The sequence below is a fragment of the Marichromatium bheemlicum genome (assembly GCF_012276755.1).
In the GTDB taxonomy this organism is placed as follows: domain Bacteria; phylum Pseudomonadota; class Gammaproteobacteria; order Chromatiales; family Chromatiaceae; genus Marichromatium; species Marichromatium bheemlicum.
Genome location: NZ_JAAXKX010000012.1, coordinates 39391 through 58582, shown reverse-complemented (window position 1 = coordinate 58582; position 19192 = coordinate 39391). Strand labels below are relative to the sequence as shown.

Annotated in this window: 15 protein-coding genes; 13 read left to right on the top strand and 2 right to left on the bottom strand. The window is 65.9% G+C overall.

The genetic code is table 11. The features are described from left to right. Positions 1-339: 339 nt before the first annotated feature. Positions 340-4197, bottom strand: coding sequence for a DUF3683 domain-containing protein (locus HF203_RS09655; RefSeq protein WP_168669088.1), 3858 nt, complete (start codon positions 4195-4197; stop codon positions 340-342). 206 nt (positions 4198-4403) lie between these two features. Between HF203_RS09655 and mnmL the strand changes: the two genes are divergently transcribed. The 9 genes from mnmL to HF203_RS09610 all read left to right on the top strand — a co-directional run bounded on the left by mnmL (position 4404) and on the right by HF203_RS09610 (position 15025). After that, on the top strand, positions 4404-5378 hold the full coding sequence (mnmL, locus tag HF203_RS09650; protein ID WP_168669086.1) for a tRNA modification radical SAM protein MnmL/YtqA: 975 nt from the start codon (positions 4404-4406) through the stop codon (positions 5376-5378). Positions 5379-5398: 20 nt separating this feature from the next. Next, positions 5399-6394 carry a ubiquinone anaerobic biosynthesis protein UbiU gene (gene ubiU, locus HF203_RS09645; RefSeq protein ID WP_168669084.1) on the top strand — a complete coding sequence of 332 codons (996 nt, stop codon included), beginning with the start codon at positions 5399-5401 and terminating at the stop codon, positions 6392-6394. A gap of 152 nt (positions 6395-6546) precedes the next feature. Next, positions 6547-7485, top strand: coding sequence for a ubiquinone anaerobic biosynthesis protein UbiV (gene ubiV, locus HF203_RS09640; RefSeq protein WP_168669082.1), 939 nt, complete (start codon positions 6547-6549; stop codon positions 7483-7485). A gap of 85 nt (positions 7486-7570) precedes the next feature. Further along, positions 7571-9439, top strand: a complete 1869-nt coding sequence (locus tag HF203_RS09635; protein ID WP_246221724.1) for a sensor histidine kinase — start codon at positions 7571-7573, stop codon at positions 9437-9439. Continuing rightward, the gene (locus tag HF203_RS09630; protein WP_168669080.1) at positions 9436-10797 is read left to right on the top strand and encodes a sigma-54-dependent transcriptional regulator; all 1362 of its coding nucleotides are present in this window, start codon (positions 9436-9438) and stop codon (positions 10795-10797) included. The genes HF203_RS09635 and HF203_RS09630 overlap by 4 nt, the downstream gene beginning before the upstream one ends. A gap of 611 nt (positions 10798-11408) precedes the next feature. After that, positions 11409-12416, top strand: coding sequence for a TRAP transporter substrate-binding protein (locus HF203_RS09625; RefSeq protein WP_168669078.1), 1008 nt, complete (start codon positions 11409-11411; stop codon positions 12414-12416). Between the two features lie 172 nt (positions 12417-12588). Continuing rightward, on the top strand, positions 12589-13134 hold the full coding sequence (locus tag HF203_RS09620; protein WP_168669076.1) for a TRAP transporter small permease: 546 nt from the start codon (positions 12589-12591) through the stop codon (positions 13132-13134). After that, positions 13131-14531 (top strand): TRAP transporter large permease, encoded by a 1401-nt coding sequence (locus HF203_RS09615; RefSeq protein ID WP_168669074.1) that lies wholly within the window; start codon positions 13131-13133, stop codon positions 14529-14531. Before HF203_RS09620 ends, HF203_RS09615 begins: the two co-directional genes overlap by 4 nt. Beyond that, on the top strand, positions 14528-15025 hold the full coding sequence (locus tag HF203_RS09610; protein ID WP_168669072.1) for a universal stress protein: 498 nt from the start codon (positions 14528-14530) through the stop codon (positions 15023-15025). Before HF203_RS09615 ends, HF203_RS09610 begins: the two co-directional genes overlap by 4 nt. A gap of 99 nt (positions 15026-15124) precedes the next feature. On the opposite strand, the gene ubiT is transcribed toward HF203_RS09610, so the two are convergent. Continuing rightward, positions 15125-15595, bottom strand: a complete 471-nt coding sequence (ubiT, locus tag HF203_RS09605) for a ubiquinone anaerobic biosynthesis accessory factor UbiT (protein WP_168669070.1) — start codon at positions 15593-15595, stop codon at positions 15125-15127. Positions 15596-15722: 127 nt separating this feature from the next. On the opposite strand from ubiT, the gene HF203_RS09600 reads away from it, so the two are divergent. The 4 genes from HF203_RS09600 to HF203_RS09585 all read left to right on the top strand — a co-directional run bounded on the left by HF203_RS09600 (position 15723) and on the right by HF203_RS09585 (position 19189). Continuing rightward, the gene (locus tag HF203_RS09600) at positions 15723-16658 is read left to right on the top strand and encodes a DUF808 domain-containing protein (RefSeq protein ID WP_168669068.1); all 936 of its coding nucleotides are present in this window, start codon (positions 15723-15725) and stop codon (positions 16656-16658) included. A gap of 22 nt (positions 16659-16680) precedes the next feature. Continuing rightward, on the top strand, positions 16681-17121 hold the full coding sequence (locus HF203_RS09595) for an NUDIX domain-containing protein (protein ID WP_168669066.1): 441 nt from the start codon (positions 16681-16683) through the stop codon (positions 17119-17121). 165 nt (positions 17122-17286) lie between these two features. After that, positions 17287-17748: a hypothetical protein gene (locus HF203_RS09590; RefSeq protein WP_168669064.1), complete on the top strand. Its 462-nt coding sequence runs from the start codon at positions 17287-17289 to the stop codon at positions 17746-17748. Positions 17749-18994: 1246 nt separating this feature from the next. Next, positions 18995-19189 carry a hypothetical protein gene (locus tag HF203_RS09585; protein WP_168669062.1) on the top strand — a complete coding sequence of 65 codons (195 nt, stop codon included), beginning with the start codon at positions 18995-18997 and terminating at the stop codon, positions 19187-19189. The last annotated feature ends 3 nt before the right edge of the window (positions 19190-19192 follow it).

The following is a 19192-nucleotide window of genomic DNA, read 5'->3' as shown; positions in this document are numbered from 1 at the left end:
GGCCAGCGGCCAGCGGCCAGCGGCCAGAAAGATTGAACCGCAAAGGCGCGAAGGGCGCAAAGGGGACAGCGACCGGCGACCGGCGACCGGCGACCGGCGACCGGCGACCGGCGACCGGCGACCGGCGACCGGCGGGATTGGACGGCAAGGGGCATCCTGGCTGTCACCCGCCGGCCACGAGCGCCGAGCGCCTCCACTGTCGACCGGAGGCTGACCGTTAGAGGCTGATCCGCACCCAAGGCGGCCTCCAGCAGCCAGTCGCCGGCTCATCGGCGCCCCGCCGCCGCGCACCAACCCACCACACTGACTGGCGGCTGGCGGCCGGGCATAGCCGCTGGATCAGAGCAGTACGCGCTCGACGCCGCCGGCGCGGGCCTGCTCGATGAAGCGTTGCTGCCAGTCCTCGCCGATCAGACGACGCGCCATCTCGACGACGATGTAATCGGTCTCGAGACCGGTCTCGTCACGATACTTCGCCAGCCCCTGCTGACAGGCCGGGCAGGCGGTCAGCAGTTTGGCCTCGCCGTGCTCGACACGGGGGGCTCCGGTGAGCGCACGGATCCCGGCCTCGAGTTCCTCACGCTTGCGGAAACGCACCTGGTTGGCGATGTCAGGACGCTGCGAACCCAGCGTCCCGGCCTCACCACAGCAACGGTCGGAAAGGGTCACCGGATCGCCGATCAGACTCGAGGCGACCTTGAGTGGCGCATGGGTCTTCATCGGGGTGTGGCAGGGGTCGTGGTAGAGATACTTGACCCCGTCGACGCCCTGCAGGCTCATCCCCTTCTCCATCAGCCACTCGTGGATATCGAGCAGCCGGCAGCCCGGGAAGATCCGCTCGAACTCGTACTTGAGCAGCTGATCCATACAGGTCCCGCAGGAGACCACCACGGTACGGATATCCATGTAGTTGAGGGTATTGGCCACCCGATGGAACAGCACCCGGTTCTCCATGGTGATGCGTTGACCGCGTGCCTCCTGGCCAGCGGCGCGTTGCGGATAGCCACAGCACAGATACCCTGGCGGCAGGATGGTCTGAGCGCCACCGCGCCAGAGCATCGCCAGGGTCGCCAGACCGATGTCGGAGAACAGCCGCTCCGAACCACAGCCGGGGAAGTAGAACACCGCCTCGGCGTCCTCGGGAGCGATCTTGGGGTCACGCAGGATCGGGATCTGGGTCTTGTCCTCGAGCCCGAGCGCCTGGCGGAAGGTCTGCTTCGGCAGTTCCACCCGGATCGGTCGCGCCACCAACTCGACCACCTGACCCACGGCCTTCGGCTTGCCGGTGGTGATCCCCGGATGACGGGTGGGGGCGCGGGTCAGCCCGAGCACCCGCGCCACCCGGTGCCCGAGGTTGAGGCCGGCAAAGCCCCAGCGCGCCAGCGCGGTGCGCAGCAGTCGTACGGCCCGTGGATCGGTGACGTTGAGAAAGCGCATCGCCGCCCAGGCCCCGGGCGAGAAGCGATTGCGCTTGCGCGCCACCAGGATGCGACGCAACCGCATGGTGACGTCACCGAAGTCGATGTTCACCGGACAGGGGGCAAGGCACTTGTGACACACGGTGCAGTGATCGGCGACATCGTTCATCGCATCGAAGTGACGCAATGACAACCCGCGCCGGGTCTGCTCCTCGTAGAGGAAGGCCTCGATGATCAACCCGGTGGCGAGAATCTTGTTGCGCGGCGAGTAGAGCAGGTTGGCGCGCGGCACATGGGTCATGCACTTGGGCTTGCACTTGCCACAACGCAGGCAGTTCTTGACGTCGTCGTTGAGGGCGCCGAGCTCGGTCTCCTCGAGGATGATCGCCTCCTGTTGCACCAGGCGCAACGAGGGGGTGTAGGCACCCTCGAGCCCGGCCCCGGGCATCAGCTTGCCACGGTTGAAGCGCTGCTGCGGATCGACCTGTTCCTTGTAGGCGACGAAGGCGGCGAGCTTCTCGGGCTCCAGATACTGCAGCTTGGTCAGACCGATACCGTGCTCACCCGAGATCACTCCACCGAGTTCGGCGGCAAGGGCCATGATCCGCGCCACCACCTCGTCGGCCTCCTGGAGCATGACGTAGTCCGAGGAGTGCACCGGGATGTTGGAGTGGACGTTACCGTCACCGGCGTGCATGTGCAGCGCCACGAACAGCCGCGAGTCGCGCAACCGCCGATGGATCTCGACTAGGCGGGTACGCACCCGTTCCAGATCCTTGCCGGAGAAGATCTCGTTGAGCCGTGAGGCGACCTCGCGGACATAGGACTGGCGCAGGTCGCGACGCAGCATCATCGCCAGCAGGGTATCGCCCTCACGCACTCGCGCGCGCTCCTTCTCGTGGAGCCACTCGAGATGCGCGGCGGCCGAGTCGTCGAGGTGTTCGAGGATCGCGCGCCAGCGCGCCCGCGCCGTCTCCAGCACCTCGCGCGCGGCATCGCGCTTGGCCGCGAGGATGGCGACATCCTCCTCCGAGACCTCGTAGTCACCGGCGCGGCGCGCCTCCTCCAGACCACTGTTGAGGTACTCGAGCACGGCCGCCATGATCGCGTCCTTGTTGTGGATCGACTGCTCGATATTGATGCGCTCGATGCCCCGACTGTAGTCGGAGAGCCGGTCGAGCGGGATGACCACGTCCTCGTTGATCTTGAAGGCGTTGGTGTGGCGCGAGATCGCCGCAGTGCGGGCACGATCGAGCCAGAAGCGCTTGCGCGCCTCGGGGCTGACGGCAATGAAGCCCTCGCCATCGCGCGCCTGCACCAGCTCCACCACCCGCGCCGCAGCGGCATCGAGCGCGGTCTCGTCGTCGCTGACCAGATCGGCGATCAGCACCATCTTCGGCAACTCGCGACGCGAGGCCTTGGTGCTGTAGTCGACGGCACGCACATAGCGCTCGTCGAGGTGCTCGAGCCCGGCGACCAGCACCTCGGGCAAGGACTCGATGTAGTCCTTGATCTCGACGATCGCCGGTACCGCAAGATCGAGATCGGTGCCGAAGAACTCCATGCACACCGTGCGTACGTGGTCGGGCATGCGGTGGAGGATGAAGCGCGCCGAGGTGATCAGCCCGTCACAGCCCTCCTTCTGCACCCCCGGGAGACCGGAGAGGAATTTGTCGGTGACGTCCTTACCGAGCCCGGCCTTGCGGAACGAGGCACCGGGCATCTCCAGGATCTCGGGCTCGCCAACCGGGGTGCGCCCGTCGGTGTCGTAGCGCGAGAGGCGGAAGCGCACCAACGCCTGATCGTGGATACGCCCAAGGTTGTGATCGAGCCGCTCGATCTCGAGCCACTGCGCATCCGGGGTGACCATCCGCCACGAGGCGAGGTTGTCGAGTGCGGTGCCCCACAGCACCGCCTTCTTGCCACCGGCGTTCATCGCGATGTTGCCGCCAATGCAGGAGGCGTCCTGCGAGGTCGGGTCGACGGCAAAGGCCAGGCCGTTGCTGTCGGCCAGGTCCGAGACCCGGCGGGTGACCACGCCGGCACCGCAACGCACCGTCGGCACCTCGCCCTCGACCCCGGGCAGCGCGACCCGCTCGACCCCCGAGAGCGACTCGAGTTTCTCGGTATTGATCACCGCCGTGTGCGGGTGCAGCGGCACCGCCGAACCGGTGTAGCCGGTACCACCACCACGCGGGATCAGCGTCAGCCCGCAATCGATACAGGCGCGCACGATGGCGGCGACCTCGGTCTCGCTGTCCGGGGAGATCACCACGAAGGGCAGCTCGACGCGCCAATCGGTGGCATCGGTGGCGTGCGAGACCCGCGCCAGCCCACCAAAGTCGAGGTTGTCGGGGTGGGTGATACCGGCAAGCGCCTTGCGCAACCGCTCGCGCTGCGCCTGCTCCTGCACGAACCAGTCCTCGAGCCGCGCGACCGCGCCACGCGCAGCGGCCAGTAGCTCGGCGGCACGCTGGTTGTGGTTGAGACGCTGCTCGAACTGGTCGAGTCGGTGGCGCATCCCCTGCAGCAACAGCTGGCGCCGGTCGAGGTTCTCGAGCAGGTCTTCCTGCAGGTAGGGATTACGCGAGACCACCCACATATCGCCCAAGACCTCGAACAGCATCCGTGCCGAGCGTCCGGTCCGTCGACTTCCCCGCAGCGACTCGATCAGACGCCACATGGGCTCACCGAGAAACCGGATGACGATTTCGCGGTCGGAATACGAGGTGTAGTTGTAGGGGATCTCGCGGATGCGGGGCTGGGATTCGGCTATCATGAAGTTCCAGTTCTTGAAGTGGGTTTGCTTGCACTACTCCCAAAATGGTACTGCAAAGCTGACCCGAACATGCCCCTGAGTTGTCAGGGTTCAGCCCGCACCCCATCTCCTGGCCATCCCCATCGGCCCTCGCCCCAGACCCTGGATTGCCAATTCATTGATCTGGATCAAACGGTTATTCATCGAGCACAGTTAGCTTTACTCGGATGCCCCCGCCTCATGCCCAACAGCGCATCCTCAGCGATCGCGTCAATACCTTTGGACAGTATCTGCTGAACCGCTATGGTCAGCGGGTGCACAAGCTCGCCCTCAACGCGGGCTTCACCTGCCCCAACCGCGACGGCACCAAGGGTCGTGGTGGCTGCACCTTCTGCAACAACGTCTCCTTCAGCCCCAACGCCAAGGAGGCCCCCTCGATCGCCGCTCAGATCGAGTCCGGCCGCGCGGTGCTTGCCAAACGCACCGGGGCGCGCCGCTTCATGGCCTATTTTCAGGCCTACACCAACACCTATGACCCGATCGATGCGCTGCGCGAGCGCTATGACAGCGCCCTCGTCCACCCCGACGTAATCGGCATGTCGATCGGCACCCGGCCCGACTGCGTCCCCGATCCGGTCCTCGACCTGCTCGCCCGCTACCGCAATCGCGGCAAGGAGATCTGGCTCGAACTCGGATTGCAGTCGGCCAATGACCGTACCCTCGAGCGCGTCAACCGCGGCCACACCTTCGCCGACTACCAGCGCGCGGTGCAGGCCGCGCACCGCCGCGGCATCCCGGTGTGCACACACCTCATCGTCGGGCTCCCCGGCGAGGGCCGCGAACACGCCCTCGCAAGCCTCGAACGGGTCGTCGAGCTTGGCGTCGAGGGACTCAAGCTGCACGCACTCCACGTCGTCCGTCACACCCGCCTGGCGATCGACTGGCGCCGTGGCGACTATCATCCCCTGGCGCTGGAGGACTATGTGACCACCTGCGCCGACATCATCGAGCGCACCCCGCCCGAGGTGACCTTCCACCGGGTCACCGGCACCGCCTCGCGCGACATCCTGCTCGCCCCCGACTGGTGTAGCCAGAAATGGGCCGTGCTCAACGGCATCGAGGGCGAGCTGTATCGACGCGGCACCCGCCAGGGCGACCTGATCATGCCCTCGTCCTGTCGCAAACTTGCAAGTACTGCTTGACTCGCTGGAGACCATCCATCATGGAACTCGTCTGTCCCGCCGGCAACCTACCGGCGCTGAAGGCCGCCGTCGACAACGGCGCCAATGCCGTCTACATCGGTTTTCGCGACGATACCAATGCCCGTCACTTCGCCGGCCTGAACTTCGGCGACAAACAGATCCGCGAGGGTCTGCGCTACGCCCACGCGCATAACGTCAAGGTCTTCGTCGCGATCAACACCTATGCCCAGCCCAATGGCTGGGAGCGTTGGAGCGCGGCGGTCGACCGCGCCGCCGACCTCGGCGTCGACGCTATGATTGCCGCCGACATGGGCGTGCTCGACTATGCCGCAAACACGCACCCGCAGCTCAACCTCCACCTCTCGGTACAGGGCTCGGCGACCAACCCGGCAGCGATCAACTTCATGCACCGCCAATTCGGCATCAAGCGCGTGGTGGTGCCGCGCGTGCTTTCGCTCGCTCAGGTCGGACAGCTCATCGAGCACTGCGACGTACCGGTCGAGATCTTCGGTTTCGGCAGCCTGTGCGTGATGGTCGAGGGCCGTTGTCTGCTCTCCTCCTATGCCACTGGCCAGTCGCCCAACACCTTCGGGGCCTGCTCGCCGGCGACCCATGTCGAGTGGATCGATACCGCCACCGGTCAGGACACCCGCCTCGGCGGGGTGCTGCTCGAACGCCGTGGTCATGGCGAACCGGCCGGCTACCCGACCATCTGCAAGGGGCGCTACCAGGTCGAGGGCAAATTGCGCTATGCCATCGAGGAGCCGACCAGCCTCAACACCATGGACATCCTCCCTGAGATCCTCGCCTCCGGGGTGAGCGCGATCAAGATCGAGGGACGCCAGCGCAGCACCCGCTACGTCACCCAGGTCACCCGGGTGTGGCGCGAGGCGATCGATACCTGCCAACGCGACCCCCAGGGCTTTCGCCCACGTGACAGTTGGCGCGAGGCCCTGGCCCAGGTCTCCGAGGGGACCCAGACCACGCTCGGCCCCTACCATCGCCAGTGGCACTAACGATGATCGGGACCAGCCGCACGCCCCGCCGCCCACACCGGGGCAGGGCGCGCGGCCCCGGCCGTCTGGCCAGCGCGGATGACCCGGGGGACGGCGCAAGACGCCAGCCCCTGGGCCACTCCATCCCTACAGCTCCACTGACACCAGATACCATGCAAGCCCAGCACACGCCCAATCAGCGCCCCCGACTCTCGCTCGGCCCCCTGCTCTATCACTGGCCGCGCGAACAGGTGATGGATTTCTACGCCGCAATGCTCGAGACCCCGGTCACGACCATCTACCTCGGCGAAACCATCTGCTCCAAGCGCCGTCTGCTACGTCCCGAAGACTACTGGGAGCTGGCCGAACGCGTCGCCGCCGCCGGTAAGGAGCCGGTGATCTCGACCCTGGCGCTGATCGAATCCGACGGCGAACTCAAGACCCTCAAGCGGCTTTGTTCCGATCGTCGCTTCCTGGTCGAGGCCAACGACCTCGGTGCCCTGGAATACCTCGACGGCCACCCCTTCGTCGCCGGGCACTCGATCAACCTCTACAACGACCGCACCCTCGCCTTCCTCGCCCGCCACGGACTCAAGCGCTGGGTGCTGCCGGTCGAACTCGGCCGCGACACCGCCCGCGCCCTGATCGAGACCCGCCCCGAGGGTGTCGAGTGCGAGCTGTTCGCCTTCGGCCGACTGCCACTGGCCTATTCGGCGCGCTGCTTCACCGCCTACAACCGCGACCTGGCCAAGGACGACTGCCAGTTCTGCTGCATCGACTACCCCGACGGGCTCACCATCGATACCCAGGAAGGCCAGCCCTTCCTCACCCTCAACGGGATCCAGACCCAGTCGGCCAGCACCCACACCCTGCTCGGCGCCCTCGACGAGGTCACCGCGCTCGGCGTCGACCTGCTGCGCATCAGCCCGCAGTCGCATCACACCGCCGAGATCATCGCGGTATTCGACGCCTGTCTGCGGGGCGCCATGAGCCAGACCGAGGGCCTGGCCAGACTGCGCGAGTATGCCCCGGCCGGGTTGTGTGACGGCTACTGGACCGGTGCCGCCGGCTATGCCGGTAGTGCCAGCATCGCCGTTCCCGGACCGGCCTGATCCCGCCACCCCGGCGCCTCGGGGCCCGAGGCGCCGCCCGCCCTCATGCGGGACGGCGCGCCCGGCCCCAGGCCGGACGACGCGCTTGATCGCAGACCACGCCCCCCCGCAACCCGCTCGTCTCACCCGCCACCTACCCTGGCTGGTGCTGCTCGCGCTCGTCTGCGCCGGGCTCTGGGGATTGGCGCGCTGGGCCTATCACGACGGAGTCGCGCGACTGGCCGAGCAGGCGCGCACCGATCTCGATCTCTATGTGGTCCACCTCCAGGGGCTCCTGGCCAAGTACGAGCCGCTCCCCGAACTGTTGGCCACCAACCCACGGCTGACCGAGTTCCTGCGTGCGCCGGGCGGGCGTGAGAGCATCGTCGCCCTCAACCACTATCTGGAAACGGTCAACCGCATCAGTGATGCCACTGATACCTATCTGATGGATGCCGAGGGTCTGACCATCGCCGCGAGTAACTGGAACGCCGAACGCCCCTTCGTCGGTCGCGACTTCAGCTTCCGCCCTTACTTCCACGACGCCATGGAAGGCGAGCTTGGACGCTACTTCGCCCTCGGCACTACCTCCAAGCGCCGCGGTTACTACTTCGCCTATCCAGTGCGCGAGGGCCGCGAGATCCTCGGCGCCGTGGTGGTCAAGATCGATGTCACCGAGGCCGAACGTCGCTGGGCCAAGTCCGGGCACATCTTCCTCGTCACCGACCCCGACGGGGTGATCTTCATCTCCACCGAACCTGCACAACGCTTCCACACCCTGCACCCGCTCGACCCCGAGGTCAGGCACCGCATCCGCGCCAGCAACCGTTATCTCGACGCCACGCTCGAACCACTCGAACTCTCGGTACGCAAGACCACGGTCGATGGTGCCCTGGTCCGACTCGGCCCCCCCGCGCCCTGGCCCGAACCACCGTCCTATCTACTGCAGTCTCGCGCCATGCAGCACGCCGGCTGGCAGGTGCATGTGCTCTCCGACACCGGCGCGGTGATGCGCGACAGCCTCAAGCTGACCGCGCTCGCCGGCGCGCTGCTCGCAGTCACCGCGCTCGGCGTCGCGCTGCTGCTCCAGCGCCAGCGTAGCCGCCGCGCCCATGCCGCGCTCACCGAGCGCGCCCGCGCCACCCTCGAGCGCATCAACCTCGAACTCGAGGCCCGGGTGGCCACCCGCACCGCAGAACTCACCCGCACCAACCGCCGGCTACGCGCCGAGGTCGACGAACGACTGCGCGCCGAGCAGGCGCTGCGCGAAACCCAGCAGGCACTGATCCAGTCGGCCAAGCTCGCCACCCTCGGGCAGATGTCGGCGAGCATCAACCACGAGCTTAACCAACCGCTAGCGGCGATCCGCACCTATGCCGACAACGGCCGCCTGCTGCTCGCCAAGGGCCGCCACCCCGAGGTCGAGGCCAACCTCGGGCAGATCCTCGCGCTCACCGAGCGCATGGCCAAGATCGGCTCCCAGTTCAAGCTGTTCGCGCGCAAGACCTCGGGCGAGCTGACGCCTCTGCCGCTGGCGGCGGTGATCGAGGGGGCCACACGGATCATCACGCCGATGCTGGCTCGCTGCCACGGCGAGCTGGTCGCGCACGTCCCCGAACACCTGCAGGTACGCGCCAACGACGTGCTGCTCCAACAGGTCATCGTCAATCTGCTCGGCAACGCCTGTCAGGCGATCGCCGAGGCCGAGCAGCGCCGTATCGAGATCGACGCCCGCCGCGAGGGCGACACCGTCGTGACCTGGGTCCGTGACACCGGGCCCGGTATCCCCGAATCGGATCTAGCCGTGATCTTCGAACCCTTCTTCACCACCAAGGCCGCAGGCGACGGACTCGGGCTGGGGCTGGCGATCTCCTCGCGCATCACCACCGAGATGGGTGGCGCGCTGGTCGCCAAGCCCGCACCCGAGGGCGCCTGTTTCGAGCTACGCCTGCCGGCTGCGGAGACCCCCGAATGAGTCAATCCCCCCAAGTCATCTTCGTCGACGACGAGCAACACATCTGCGCCGCCAACCGCCAGACCCTGGAACTCGCCGGGCTCAACGCCCAGGTGTTCGACCGCGCCGAGCGGGCCCTGCCGTTGCTCAGCCGCGACTGGCCGGGGGTGCTAATCACCGATATCCGTCTGCCCGGCATCGACGGACTCGAGCTGCTCTCCCGGGCCCATGCCATCGACCCCGACCTGCCGGTGATCCTGATCACCGGCCACGGCGATATCAGCACCGCGGTCAGCGCCATGCGCGCCGGGGCCTATGACTTCATCGAGAAGCCCTATCCGGCCGAACGCCTGCTCGATACCGTGCAGCGCGCCCTCGACAAGCGCGCCCTGGTGATGGAGAACCGCAACCTGCGTATCGAACTGATGGCCAATACCGCGCTCGGACCACGCATCATCGGGCACAGTCCGGCGATGCGCCGGCTGCGTGCGACCATCTCGCAGATCGCCGATACCGGCGCCGACGTGCTGATCCTCGGCGAGACCGGCACCGGCAAGGAGCTGGTGGCGCGCTCGCTGCACGAACACAGCAACCGCCGCGACCGCAACTTCGTGCCGGTCAACTGCGGCGCGGTCCCCGAGAGCATGATCGAGAGCGAGCTGTTCGGTCACGAGGCCGGGGCCTTCACCGGCGCCAAGGCACGACGCATCGGCAAGTTCGAGCACGCCCACGAGGGCACCCTGTTCCTCGACGAGATCGAGAGCATGCCCGCCCCGGCCCAGGTACAGCTGCTGCGCGTACTCCAGGAGCGCACCATCGAGCGGCTCGGTTCCAATCAGCTCATCCCGCTCGACTTCCGCGTGGTGGCGGCGACCAAGATCGATCTGCGCGAGGCGGCCACCGCCGGCGACTTCCGCGAGGACCTCTACTACCGGCTCAACGTCCTCACCCTGCACATCCCACCACTGCGCGAGCGCCGCGAGGACATCCCGCTGCTGTTCCATCACTTCCTGCTCGTTGCCCAGGACCGCTTCCAGCGCGACGCCCCCTTCCCCGAGCAGGACCAGATCAGTCGCCTGCTCGGTCACGACTGGCCGGGCAACGTGCGTGAGCTGCGCAACCTCACCGAGCGCTATGTCCTGATCGGCGAGCAGTACGACTGGTCGCTCGAGACCCTGTTCGCCGGTGACCCCGACAGCGGCCTGCCCCAGACCCTGCCGGCCCAGGTCGAGTGCTTCGAGCGCAGCCTGATCGTGCAGGCGCTGGCCTCAAGCAAGGGCAGCATCAAGGACACCATGACCACCCTCGGCATCCCCCGCAAGACGCTCTACGACAAGATGCAGAAGCACGGACTCGACAAGGACGACTACAAGGAATGAGCACGGATCGGCGGATATCCGCCGCCCGCCGACACATCAAATGGGTGGATTTCCACCCATCCACACCCCGCCCCGAGTACGACCGTGCCGCGACACCGGATAGCGCGCCACCCTAACCTCTGGATCTATCTCGCACACGCCCCGCAACCCACTGAAAGAAAAAAATAATATTCGAAAATCCAGAAACACCCTGCGTGAATCATCCTAGGCCATAGATACCTGGCCCACGAATTGCTTAAACAATGCGTTCGATCCACCAGGATCGGCGAGACATCACCCATTTTCGTGAGTACCGTGGCCTCACCGCTAAGGTCGGCCTCGGTCCGGGGATCCGGAGTGGACCCGATGGGGAGTCGTTGGCGTCAGGCATCAGCATCAGGGAGATGGCGGCCCTCAGCGCCCCAGGCGGGCGATGAGGATCCGAGTCAGGGATGGCGCGAGCACAAAGCAGGCTGGCCGCGCTAACCTTCCAGGGGGGGCGGTCGCTGCCGATACGACACGCCACCGCCCCACCCCGGGATCCCCGGCACGTGAGTGGAAAACCGCCGCCCCAGCGGGCGGCCCGCTAACTCCCCCGATCGAAAAAGACGGGGCCTCTTGCGGAGGAACTGATGAAACCGACTCTAGCCGCACTCTCCCTGGCAGCGATCACCGCCGCTTCCACCCTGGTCACCGGCACCGCCAGCGCCGCTGATGACCCGATTGTGATCAAGTTCTCCCACGTGGTGGCCGAGAACACGCCCAAGGGCCTGATGGCGCAGAAGTTCCAGGAACTGGTCGCCGAACGCATGGGCGATCGCGTGATCGTCGAGGTCTATCCCAACTCGCAGCTGTTCGGCGACGACAAGGTGCTCGAAGCGATGCAGCTCGGCGACGTCCAGCTGGCCGCTCCGGCGCTCTCCAAGTTCGGTCGCTATACCAAGAAGCTCGCCCTCTTCGACCTGCCCTTCCTGTTCGAGGACCTCGATGCGGTCGATCGCTTCCAGCAGAGCGAGGCCGGCCAGGGGCTGATGTCCTCGATGGAGAAGAAGGGACTGATTGGTCTCGGCTATCTGCACAGCGGTCTCAAGCAGTTCAGCTCCAACGAGCCACTGCGCGTGCCCGAGGACGCTGCCGGACTGAAGTTCCGCATCATGTCCTCCGAGGTGCTCGAGGCACAGTTCGAGGCGCTCGACGCCACCCCGCTGAAGAAGCCCTTCTCCGAGGTCTTCACCCTGCTCCAGACCAAGGCCATCGACGGTCAGGAGAGCCCCTGGTCGAACACCTACACCAAGAAGTTCTACGAGGTGCAGCCCTACATCACCGAGTCCAACCACGGTCTGCTCGACTACCTGGTGGTGACCTCGTCGTACTTCTGGAACGGCCTGCCCGACGATCTGCGCGCCGAGCTCAAGGCCGCGCTCGACGAGGCCGTGGCCTACGGCAACCAGGTTGCGCGTGAGAAGGAGCTCGAGGATCGTCAGAAGATCGTCGAATCCGGGCGCACCGAAATCATCACCCTCTCGCCGGAAGAGCGCGCCCAGTGGGTGCAGGCGATGAAGCCGGTGTGGAAGCAGTTCGAGGATGAGATCGGCGCCGAGCTGATCGACGCCGCCTACGCCTCGAACCGCGGCAACTGAGGCCCGACGGCGGCGGGCCCGTCCTGCCGCCACGGCGGCCTCGGTCAGTGCGCCCCACCGGTCAACCGGCGGGGCGCACTGCCTCATCGACGGTATGAACACGCGCGCCAACCGACGCGCGAGTGTCTAACCTCAATCTGATCACCTTCATCCAACTCGAGCGTCATTGACCATGTTCTTGCGCTTTATCAACAAGACCGAGGAGGCCATCATCTCGCTGCTGCTGGTGGCGATGACCCTCCTGGTGTTCGCCGAGGTCGTCATGCGATTCGGCTTCAACACCGGTGTCTCCTGGGGGCAGGAGGCCACTCTGCACCTGTCGGCCTGGTTCGTCCTGTTCGGCGCCTCCTACGGACTCAAGGTCGGCGCCCACATCGGGGTCGACGCCTTCGTACGGCTGTTCTCGCCGCTCGGCCAGCGGCTGATCTCGACCGTCGCGATCCTGCTCGCGCTCACCTATTGCGGTCTGTTCATCTACGGCGCCTGGGTCTACCTGGCCAAGATGAAGATGATCGGCATCGAGCTCGAGGACATCGCCATCCAGACCTGGGTCGCCCACAGCATCCTGCTGATCGGCCTAGTGATGCTCTCGATCCGCCTGCTCGAACTGCTCTGGTCCGTCATCACCGGCCGAGCCACCGGCTTCCACCAAACCAACGAGGCAGAGGAAAGCATGCACCTGGCCGAAGAGCTCAAGCGTGAGGTGGCCGAGAAATGACCACCGCAACCCTGTTCCTGCTGCTGTTCGGCTGCATGCTGCTGGGCATGCCGATCGCCATCGCGCTCGGCCTGTCGAGCATCACCACCATCCTACTGTTCTCCAACGACTCGCTCGCCTCGATCGCACTCAAGCTGTTCGAGGCGCTCTCGGCGCACTACACCCTGTTGGCGATCCCCTTCTTCATCCTCTCCTCGGCATTCCTGTCGACCGGCGGGGTCGCCAAACGCCTAATCCGGTTCGCCACCGATGTGGTCGGACACATCCGCGGCGGTCTGGCGATGGCCTCGGTGCTCGCCTGTATGCTGTTTGCCGCCGTCTCCGGCTCGTCACCGGCGACCGTCGCCGCGATCGGCACCATCGTCATCGCCGGCATGGTCAAGTCGGGCTACCCGAAGGCCTTCGCCGCAGGCGTCATCACCAATGCCGGCACCCTCGGCATCCTCATCCCGCCCTCGATCGTGATGCTGGTCTATGCCGCAGCCACCGAGGTCTCGGCCGCGCGGATGTTCATGGCCGGTTTCGTCCCCGGCTTGATGATGGGGCTGATCCTGATGATCGCCATCTATATCGTCGCCCGCGTCAAGAAGCTGCCCTCACAGCCCTGGCCGGGTATCCGTGAGGTCTCGCGTGCCGCCTTCAGCGCCTCTGGCGGGATCCTGCTGATCGTGATCGTGCTCGGCTCGATCTACGGCGGCGTGGCCAGCCCCACCGAGGCGGCGGCGGTCTCGGCCATCTACGCCTTCTTCGTCGCGGTGATCGGCTATCGTGACATGGGCCCGCTCAAGACCGTGCCCTGGCGCTACCAGGGCGAGGGCTTCTTCCGCATGCTCGGGCGCAACACCTGGCAGGTGCCCACGGCACTGGCCACCAGCTTCGCCCACCCCGAGGTGCGCAAGGTGGTGCTGGACGCGGCCAAGGTCTCGATCATGCTGTTGTTCATCATCGCCAACGCGATGCTGTTCGCCCATGTATTGACCACCGAGCGCATCCCGCACCAGATCGCCGAGTCGATCGTCGAGTGGGGCCTCGAGCCCTGGATGTTCCTGGTGGTGGTCAACATCCTGCTGCTGATCGCGGGCAACTTCATGGAGCCCTCGGCGATCCTGCTGATCATGGCGCCGATCCTGTTCCCGATCGCCGTGCAGCTCGGGATCGACCCGATCCATCTCGGTATCATCATGGTCGTCAACATGGAGATCGGCATGCTCACACCGCCGGTCGGACTCAACCTATTCGTCACCGCCGGCATCACCGGCGAGAGCATCGGCTGGGTCATCAAGGCGGTACTGCCATGGATGCTGCTGCTGCTTGGTTTCCTGATGTTGATCACCTATATCCCGCAGATCTCGCTGTTCCTGCCGGAGTACATCGACCAATTGCAGGGTTATAAATGATGACGAACCAGATGCCGACCTATCAGCACATCCTCTACGCCTCCGACTTCGGCGCCCACACCCGACCGGTGTTCCACAACGCCGTGGCACTGGCCAAGTACACCGGCGCACGCATCACCATGCTGCACGTGGTCGAGCCGATGGGGAACACCGGCCAGACGGTGGTCGGCGCCTATCTGCCCGACATGGACATGAAGCGACACGAACAGCAGGTGCTCAAGGAGGTGCTCGCCACCCTCCACAAGCGCCTGGCCAAGTATTGCGCCGAGGTCCCCGGCTCGTGCAGCGCCGAGGCCGACATCGTCGAGGCACTGGAGGTGGCCAGCGGACTGCCCTCGGAGGAGATCCTGCGCGTGGCCGCTGCCCGAAAGGCCGATCTGATCGTGCTCGGCACCCGCACCCACGCCCAGATGGGCCTGGGGGCGATCGGCTCGACCGCACGCAAGGTGCTGCACAACAGCCCGATCCCGGTGCTGATCGTGCCCAACCACTGAGTCGCTGAGCCAGGGACGGCATCAGGCAGGCATCACCTACGAAAACGCCCCGTCAGGCCAGGCCTGACGGGGCGTTTTCACGAGCGATACCAGGGGGGCTCAGTGACCGGGGAAGCGCATCCCGACCATGCGGTCCATCGCCCGGGTCAGCGGCTGCCAACGCTCCGGTGGCTCGAAGGCATCGAGGAAGTTCTTCAGATACAGCCCCAGTTCGGTGCTGCCCGACATCCGCAGCCGACGCTGGAAGAACAGGGTATCGGCATCTTCCTGACGCGCCGCCAGCAACATGAACTCGCGGGTGTCACCGGCGATACTGGCATCGGCCGGACGCTGCTCACCATAACCCTGGATACGACCGTTCTCGAAGCCGAGCCGATAACGCACCCCCATATCGGCGATCTCGATGGCGACCTGACGGCCCTCGAGGAAATCGAGCTCACCGTCGGCGATCGACTCCTTCATCACCTGATTGAGGATACGCGCCAACGCGCGACTGTGCAGGGTCGTCGGCATCAGACGCAGCGGTAGGGACAGCGGGCGCAGGAGGCGGGGGGGCAGAACTGACGACATGGTGGTAATGATCTCTATCAAAGACTTTTATCAGATTAACGTTGAATTTTCGCTGCTCTCTCGACACAAGCGAATGACGCATATCAAATAGCGACTTTGGCCGCGCGCCACTGGAGAATCCACGACCATGGCCACCAGCCTGCTTGCCCTGATCGACGACATCGCCAGCGTCCTCGACGACGTCTCGCTACTGACCAAGGTCGCGGCGCGCAAGACTGCAAGCGTGCTCGGAGATGACCTCGCGGTCAATGCCGAGCAGGTCCACGGATTGCGCGCCGAGCGTGAGCTACCGGTGGTCTGGGCGGTGTTCAAGGGATCGCTACGCAACAAGCTGATCCTGGTCCCGGCCGCGCTGCTGATCAGCGCCCTCGCCCCCTGGATGATCATGCCGCTGCTGATGCTCGGCGGGCTGTTTCTCTGCTACGAGGGCTTCGAGAAGGTCGCCCACCGCCTCCACGGCAACCCCAAGGGCAAGGCCCACGAGGCCGAACTCGAACAGGCCCTCGCCGACCCCGCGACCGACCTCGCCACCATCGAGCGCACGCGCATCGCCGGCGCCATCCGCACCGACTTCATCCTCTCGGCCGAGATCATCGTCATCACCTTGGGCACCGTCGAACAGGCCGCCTTCCTCACCCAGGTACTGGTCCTCGCCGGCATCGCCGTGTTGATGACCGTCGGTGTCTACGGTCTGGTCGCGGCTATCGTCAAGCTCGACGACGCCGGGCTCTATCTCAGTCACCGCGACGGCGACGGGCGCCTCGCCCAGGGCCAGCGCCGACTCGGCGCGGCCATCCTGCGCGCCGCACCACGACTGATGCAGGGGCTCTCGATCGTCGGTACCATCGCCATGTTCCTGGTCGGCGGCGGTATCCTCGTCCACGGACTCCCCATGATCGGCGACCCACTCCACCACCTCGCCGAGGTCCTCGCCGGGCTGCCCCTACTCGGCGTCCTGCTCGCGACCCTGACGCCACTGCTGATCAACGCCCTGATCGGCATCCTCGCCGGCGCCCTGGTACTCGGTGTGATCGAGACCATCGGTCGGCTGCGTCGCGCATAGCCCCAACCCCAAAAGGTCAACGATGCCCGCACCCGCCACCCCACTGCTCACCGTCGACGTCATCATCGAGTTGATCGACCGACCGGAGCGCCCGATCGTACTCATCAAGCGGCGCAATCCCCCCCACGGCTGGGCCATCCCCGGTGGCTTCGTCGATCCCGGTGAACGGGTCGAGCGCGCCGCGGTCCGCGAGGCACTGGAGGAGACCGCCCTACAGGTCGAGCTACAAGCACTGCTCGGGATCTACTCCGCGCCGCTGCGTGACCCCCGCATCCATACCGCCAGCGCGGTCTATATCGCCACCGCCAGTGGCGAACCCGAGGCCCGTGATGATGCCAAGGGGGTGGAGCTGTTCAATCCCGACGAACTCCCCGAGCGACTCGCCTTCGATCACGCCGAGATCCTCACCGACTATCGCCGCTTCCGCCTGGTCGGCACCCTGCCGCCACCACGCCTGGGCTGATCGAGCGCCCCTCAGCCCCGAGGACACAGCCGCAATACCGGTCAGCCGAGAACCGACCGGGACCTCGCGACGACGCAACGCGTGTCCCAAGGCACCGATCCACTTGATCGAGAGCGCCAGGGCGTCAACATCAAGCCCTGTCACCCGATCACCAGGAGCACCTGTATGCGCCCGATCCGCCATCTCGCCACCCTGCCACTGCTTGCACTCCTCGTCGCCTGCACCGGCATGCCCACCACCACCGAGGACGACCTCACCGACACCGCCATCCCCCGCCTGCTCGGCCCCGACGAGACCCTGGTCGAGGTCCAGACCGGCGGCGCCGAGCCACTACGCCTCGAAGGCCGCATCGACGGCTATGCCAGTCCCGCCTACGCCATCCGCAGCGCACCCGGCGAGCGTCTGGAGATCACCCTGGAGAGCGCGAGCAGCAACGTCTATTTCAACGTCCACGACGCCGCCGACGGCAGCGGCAACGCGGTCTTCCGCGGCGAGTTCGAGGGCCGCACCGCCACCCTCACCGCCACCGCCCCGACCGTCTGGCTGATCCGCCCCTTCCAGCCCCGCGCCTCGGCACGACGCGGTGAGCAGATCGACTTCAGCATCCGCATCTCCCGCAACGGATAGGTCGGAGCCGCCAGACGCCGGGGGATTGAACCGCAATGGCGCGAAGGACACGAAGGTATTGAAAAGGCGTTGAAAGCCCCCTTTGGTCAAAGGGGGTTGGGGGATTCGATCCGAAGGGATTGCGATCAACCCGGCCTCAACGTCCCGTCCGCGCACCGCTCAGTCGACGAGCTGGGAACGTCCGTGGGCGAGTCACCCGGCATCGGCGCGTCATCATCGGGCAACGGCGCCGGTGTTGGGTTGCCGGCGGCAACCCAACCTACAGGGTGCGGGACGCTATCTCTGGAACAACGGTGCCTTTGCCCCCTTACGAAACCCTTCGCGTCCTTCGCGTCATCGCGGTTCAATCTCCTAACGGCTGACGGCTGACGGCTGGTCGCTGGTCGCTGGTCGCTGGTCGCTGGAAGTTGACTCGAACCGTCATGACACAAGGGACCTGAAAGCCCCCTTTGGTCAAAGGGGTTGGGGGATTCGATCCGAAGGGATTGCGCTCAACCCGGCCTCGACGTCCCGTCCGCGCACCGCTCAGTCGACGAGCTGGGAACGTCCGTGGGCGAGTCACCCGGCATCGGCGCGTCATCATCGGGCAACGGCACCGGTGTTGGGTTGCCGGCGGCAACCCAACCTACAGGGTGCGGGACGCTATCTCTGGAACAACGGTGCCTTTGCCCCCTTACGAAACCCTTCGCGTCCTTCGCGTCATCGCGGTTCAATCTCCTGACGGCTGACGGCTGACGGCTGACGGCTGGTCGCTGGTCGCTGGTCGCTGGTCGCTGGTCGCTGGAAGTTGACTCGAACCGTCATGACACAAGGGACCTGAAAGCCCCCTTTGGTCAAAGGGGGTTGGGGGATTCGATCCGAAGGGATTGCGATCAACCCGGCCTCGACGTCCCGTCCGCGCACCGCTCAGTCGACGAGCTGGGAACGTCCGTGGGCGAGTCACCCGACATCGGCGGGTCATCATCGGGCAACGGCACCGGTGTTGGGTTGCCGACGGCAACCCAACCTACAGGGCGCGGGACGCTATCCTGGAACAACGGTACCTTTGCCCCCTTACGAAATCCCTTCGCGTCCTTCGCGTCATCGCGGTTCAATCTCCTGGCGGCTGACGGCGGTCAAGCCCCAACCCGGACACCATCGTCTACCCTGAGACAGGGGGTCACCACGCCGGGGACGACGCTCGCACGATGTCCGCGCGGTGATCCGGGCACGGGGGTCAGCCCCACCACATCAAGGAGCAGCTCGCATGGACAACACGGCTTCGACCCAGGTCAGCATCACCGACATCAAGATGCCCTTCTGGTCGATGGTGGTCTTCCTGGTCAAGGTCTCCATCGCCGCGATCCCGGCCGTCATCATCCTCAGCCTCATCTTCGCCGTGATCGGGGCGATCATCGGCGCCCTCTTCGGCGGCATGGGCATGATGCCGCAGCAACCCTGAGAC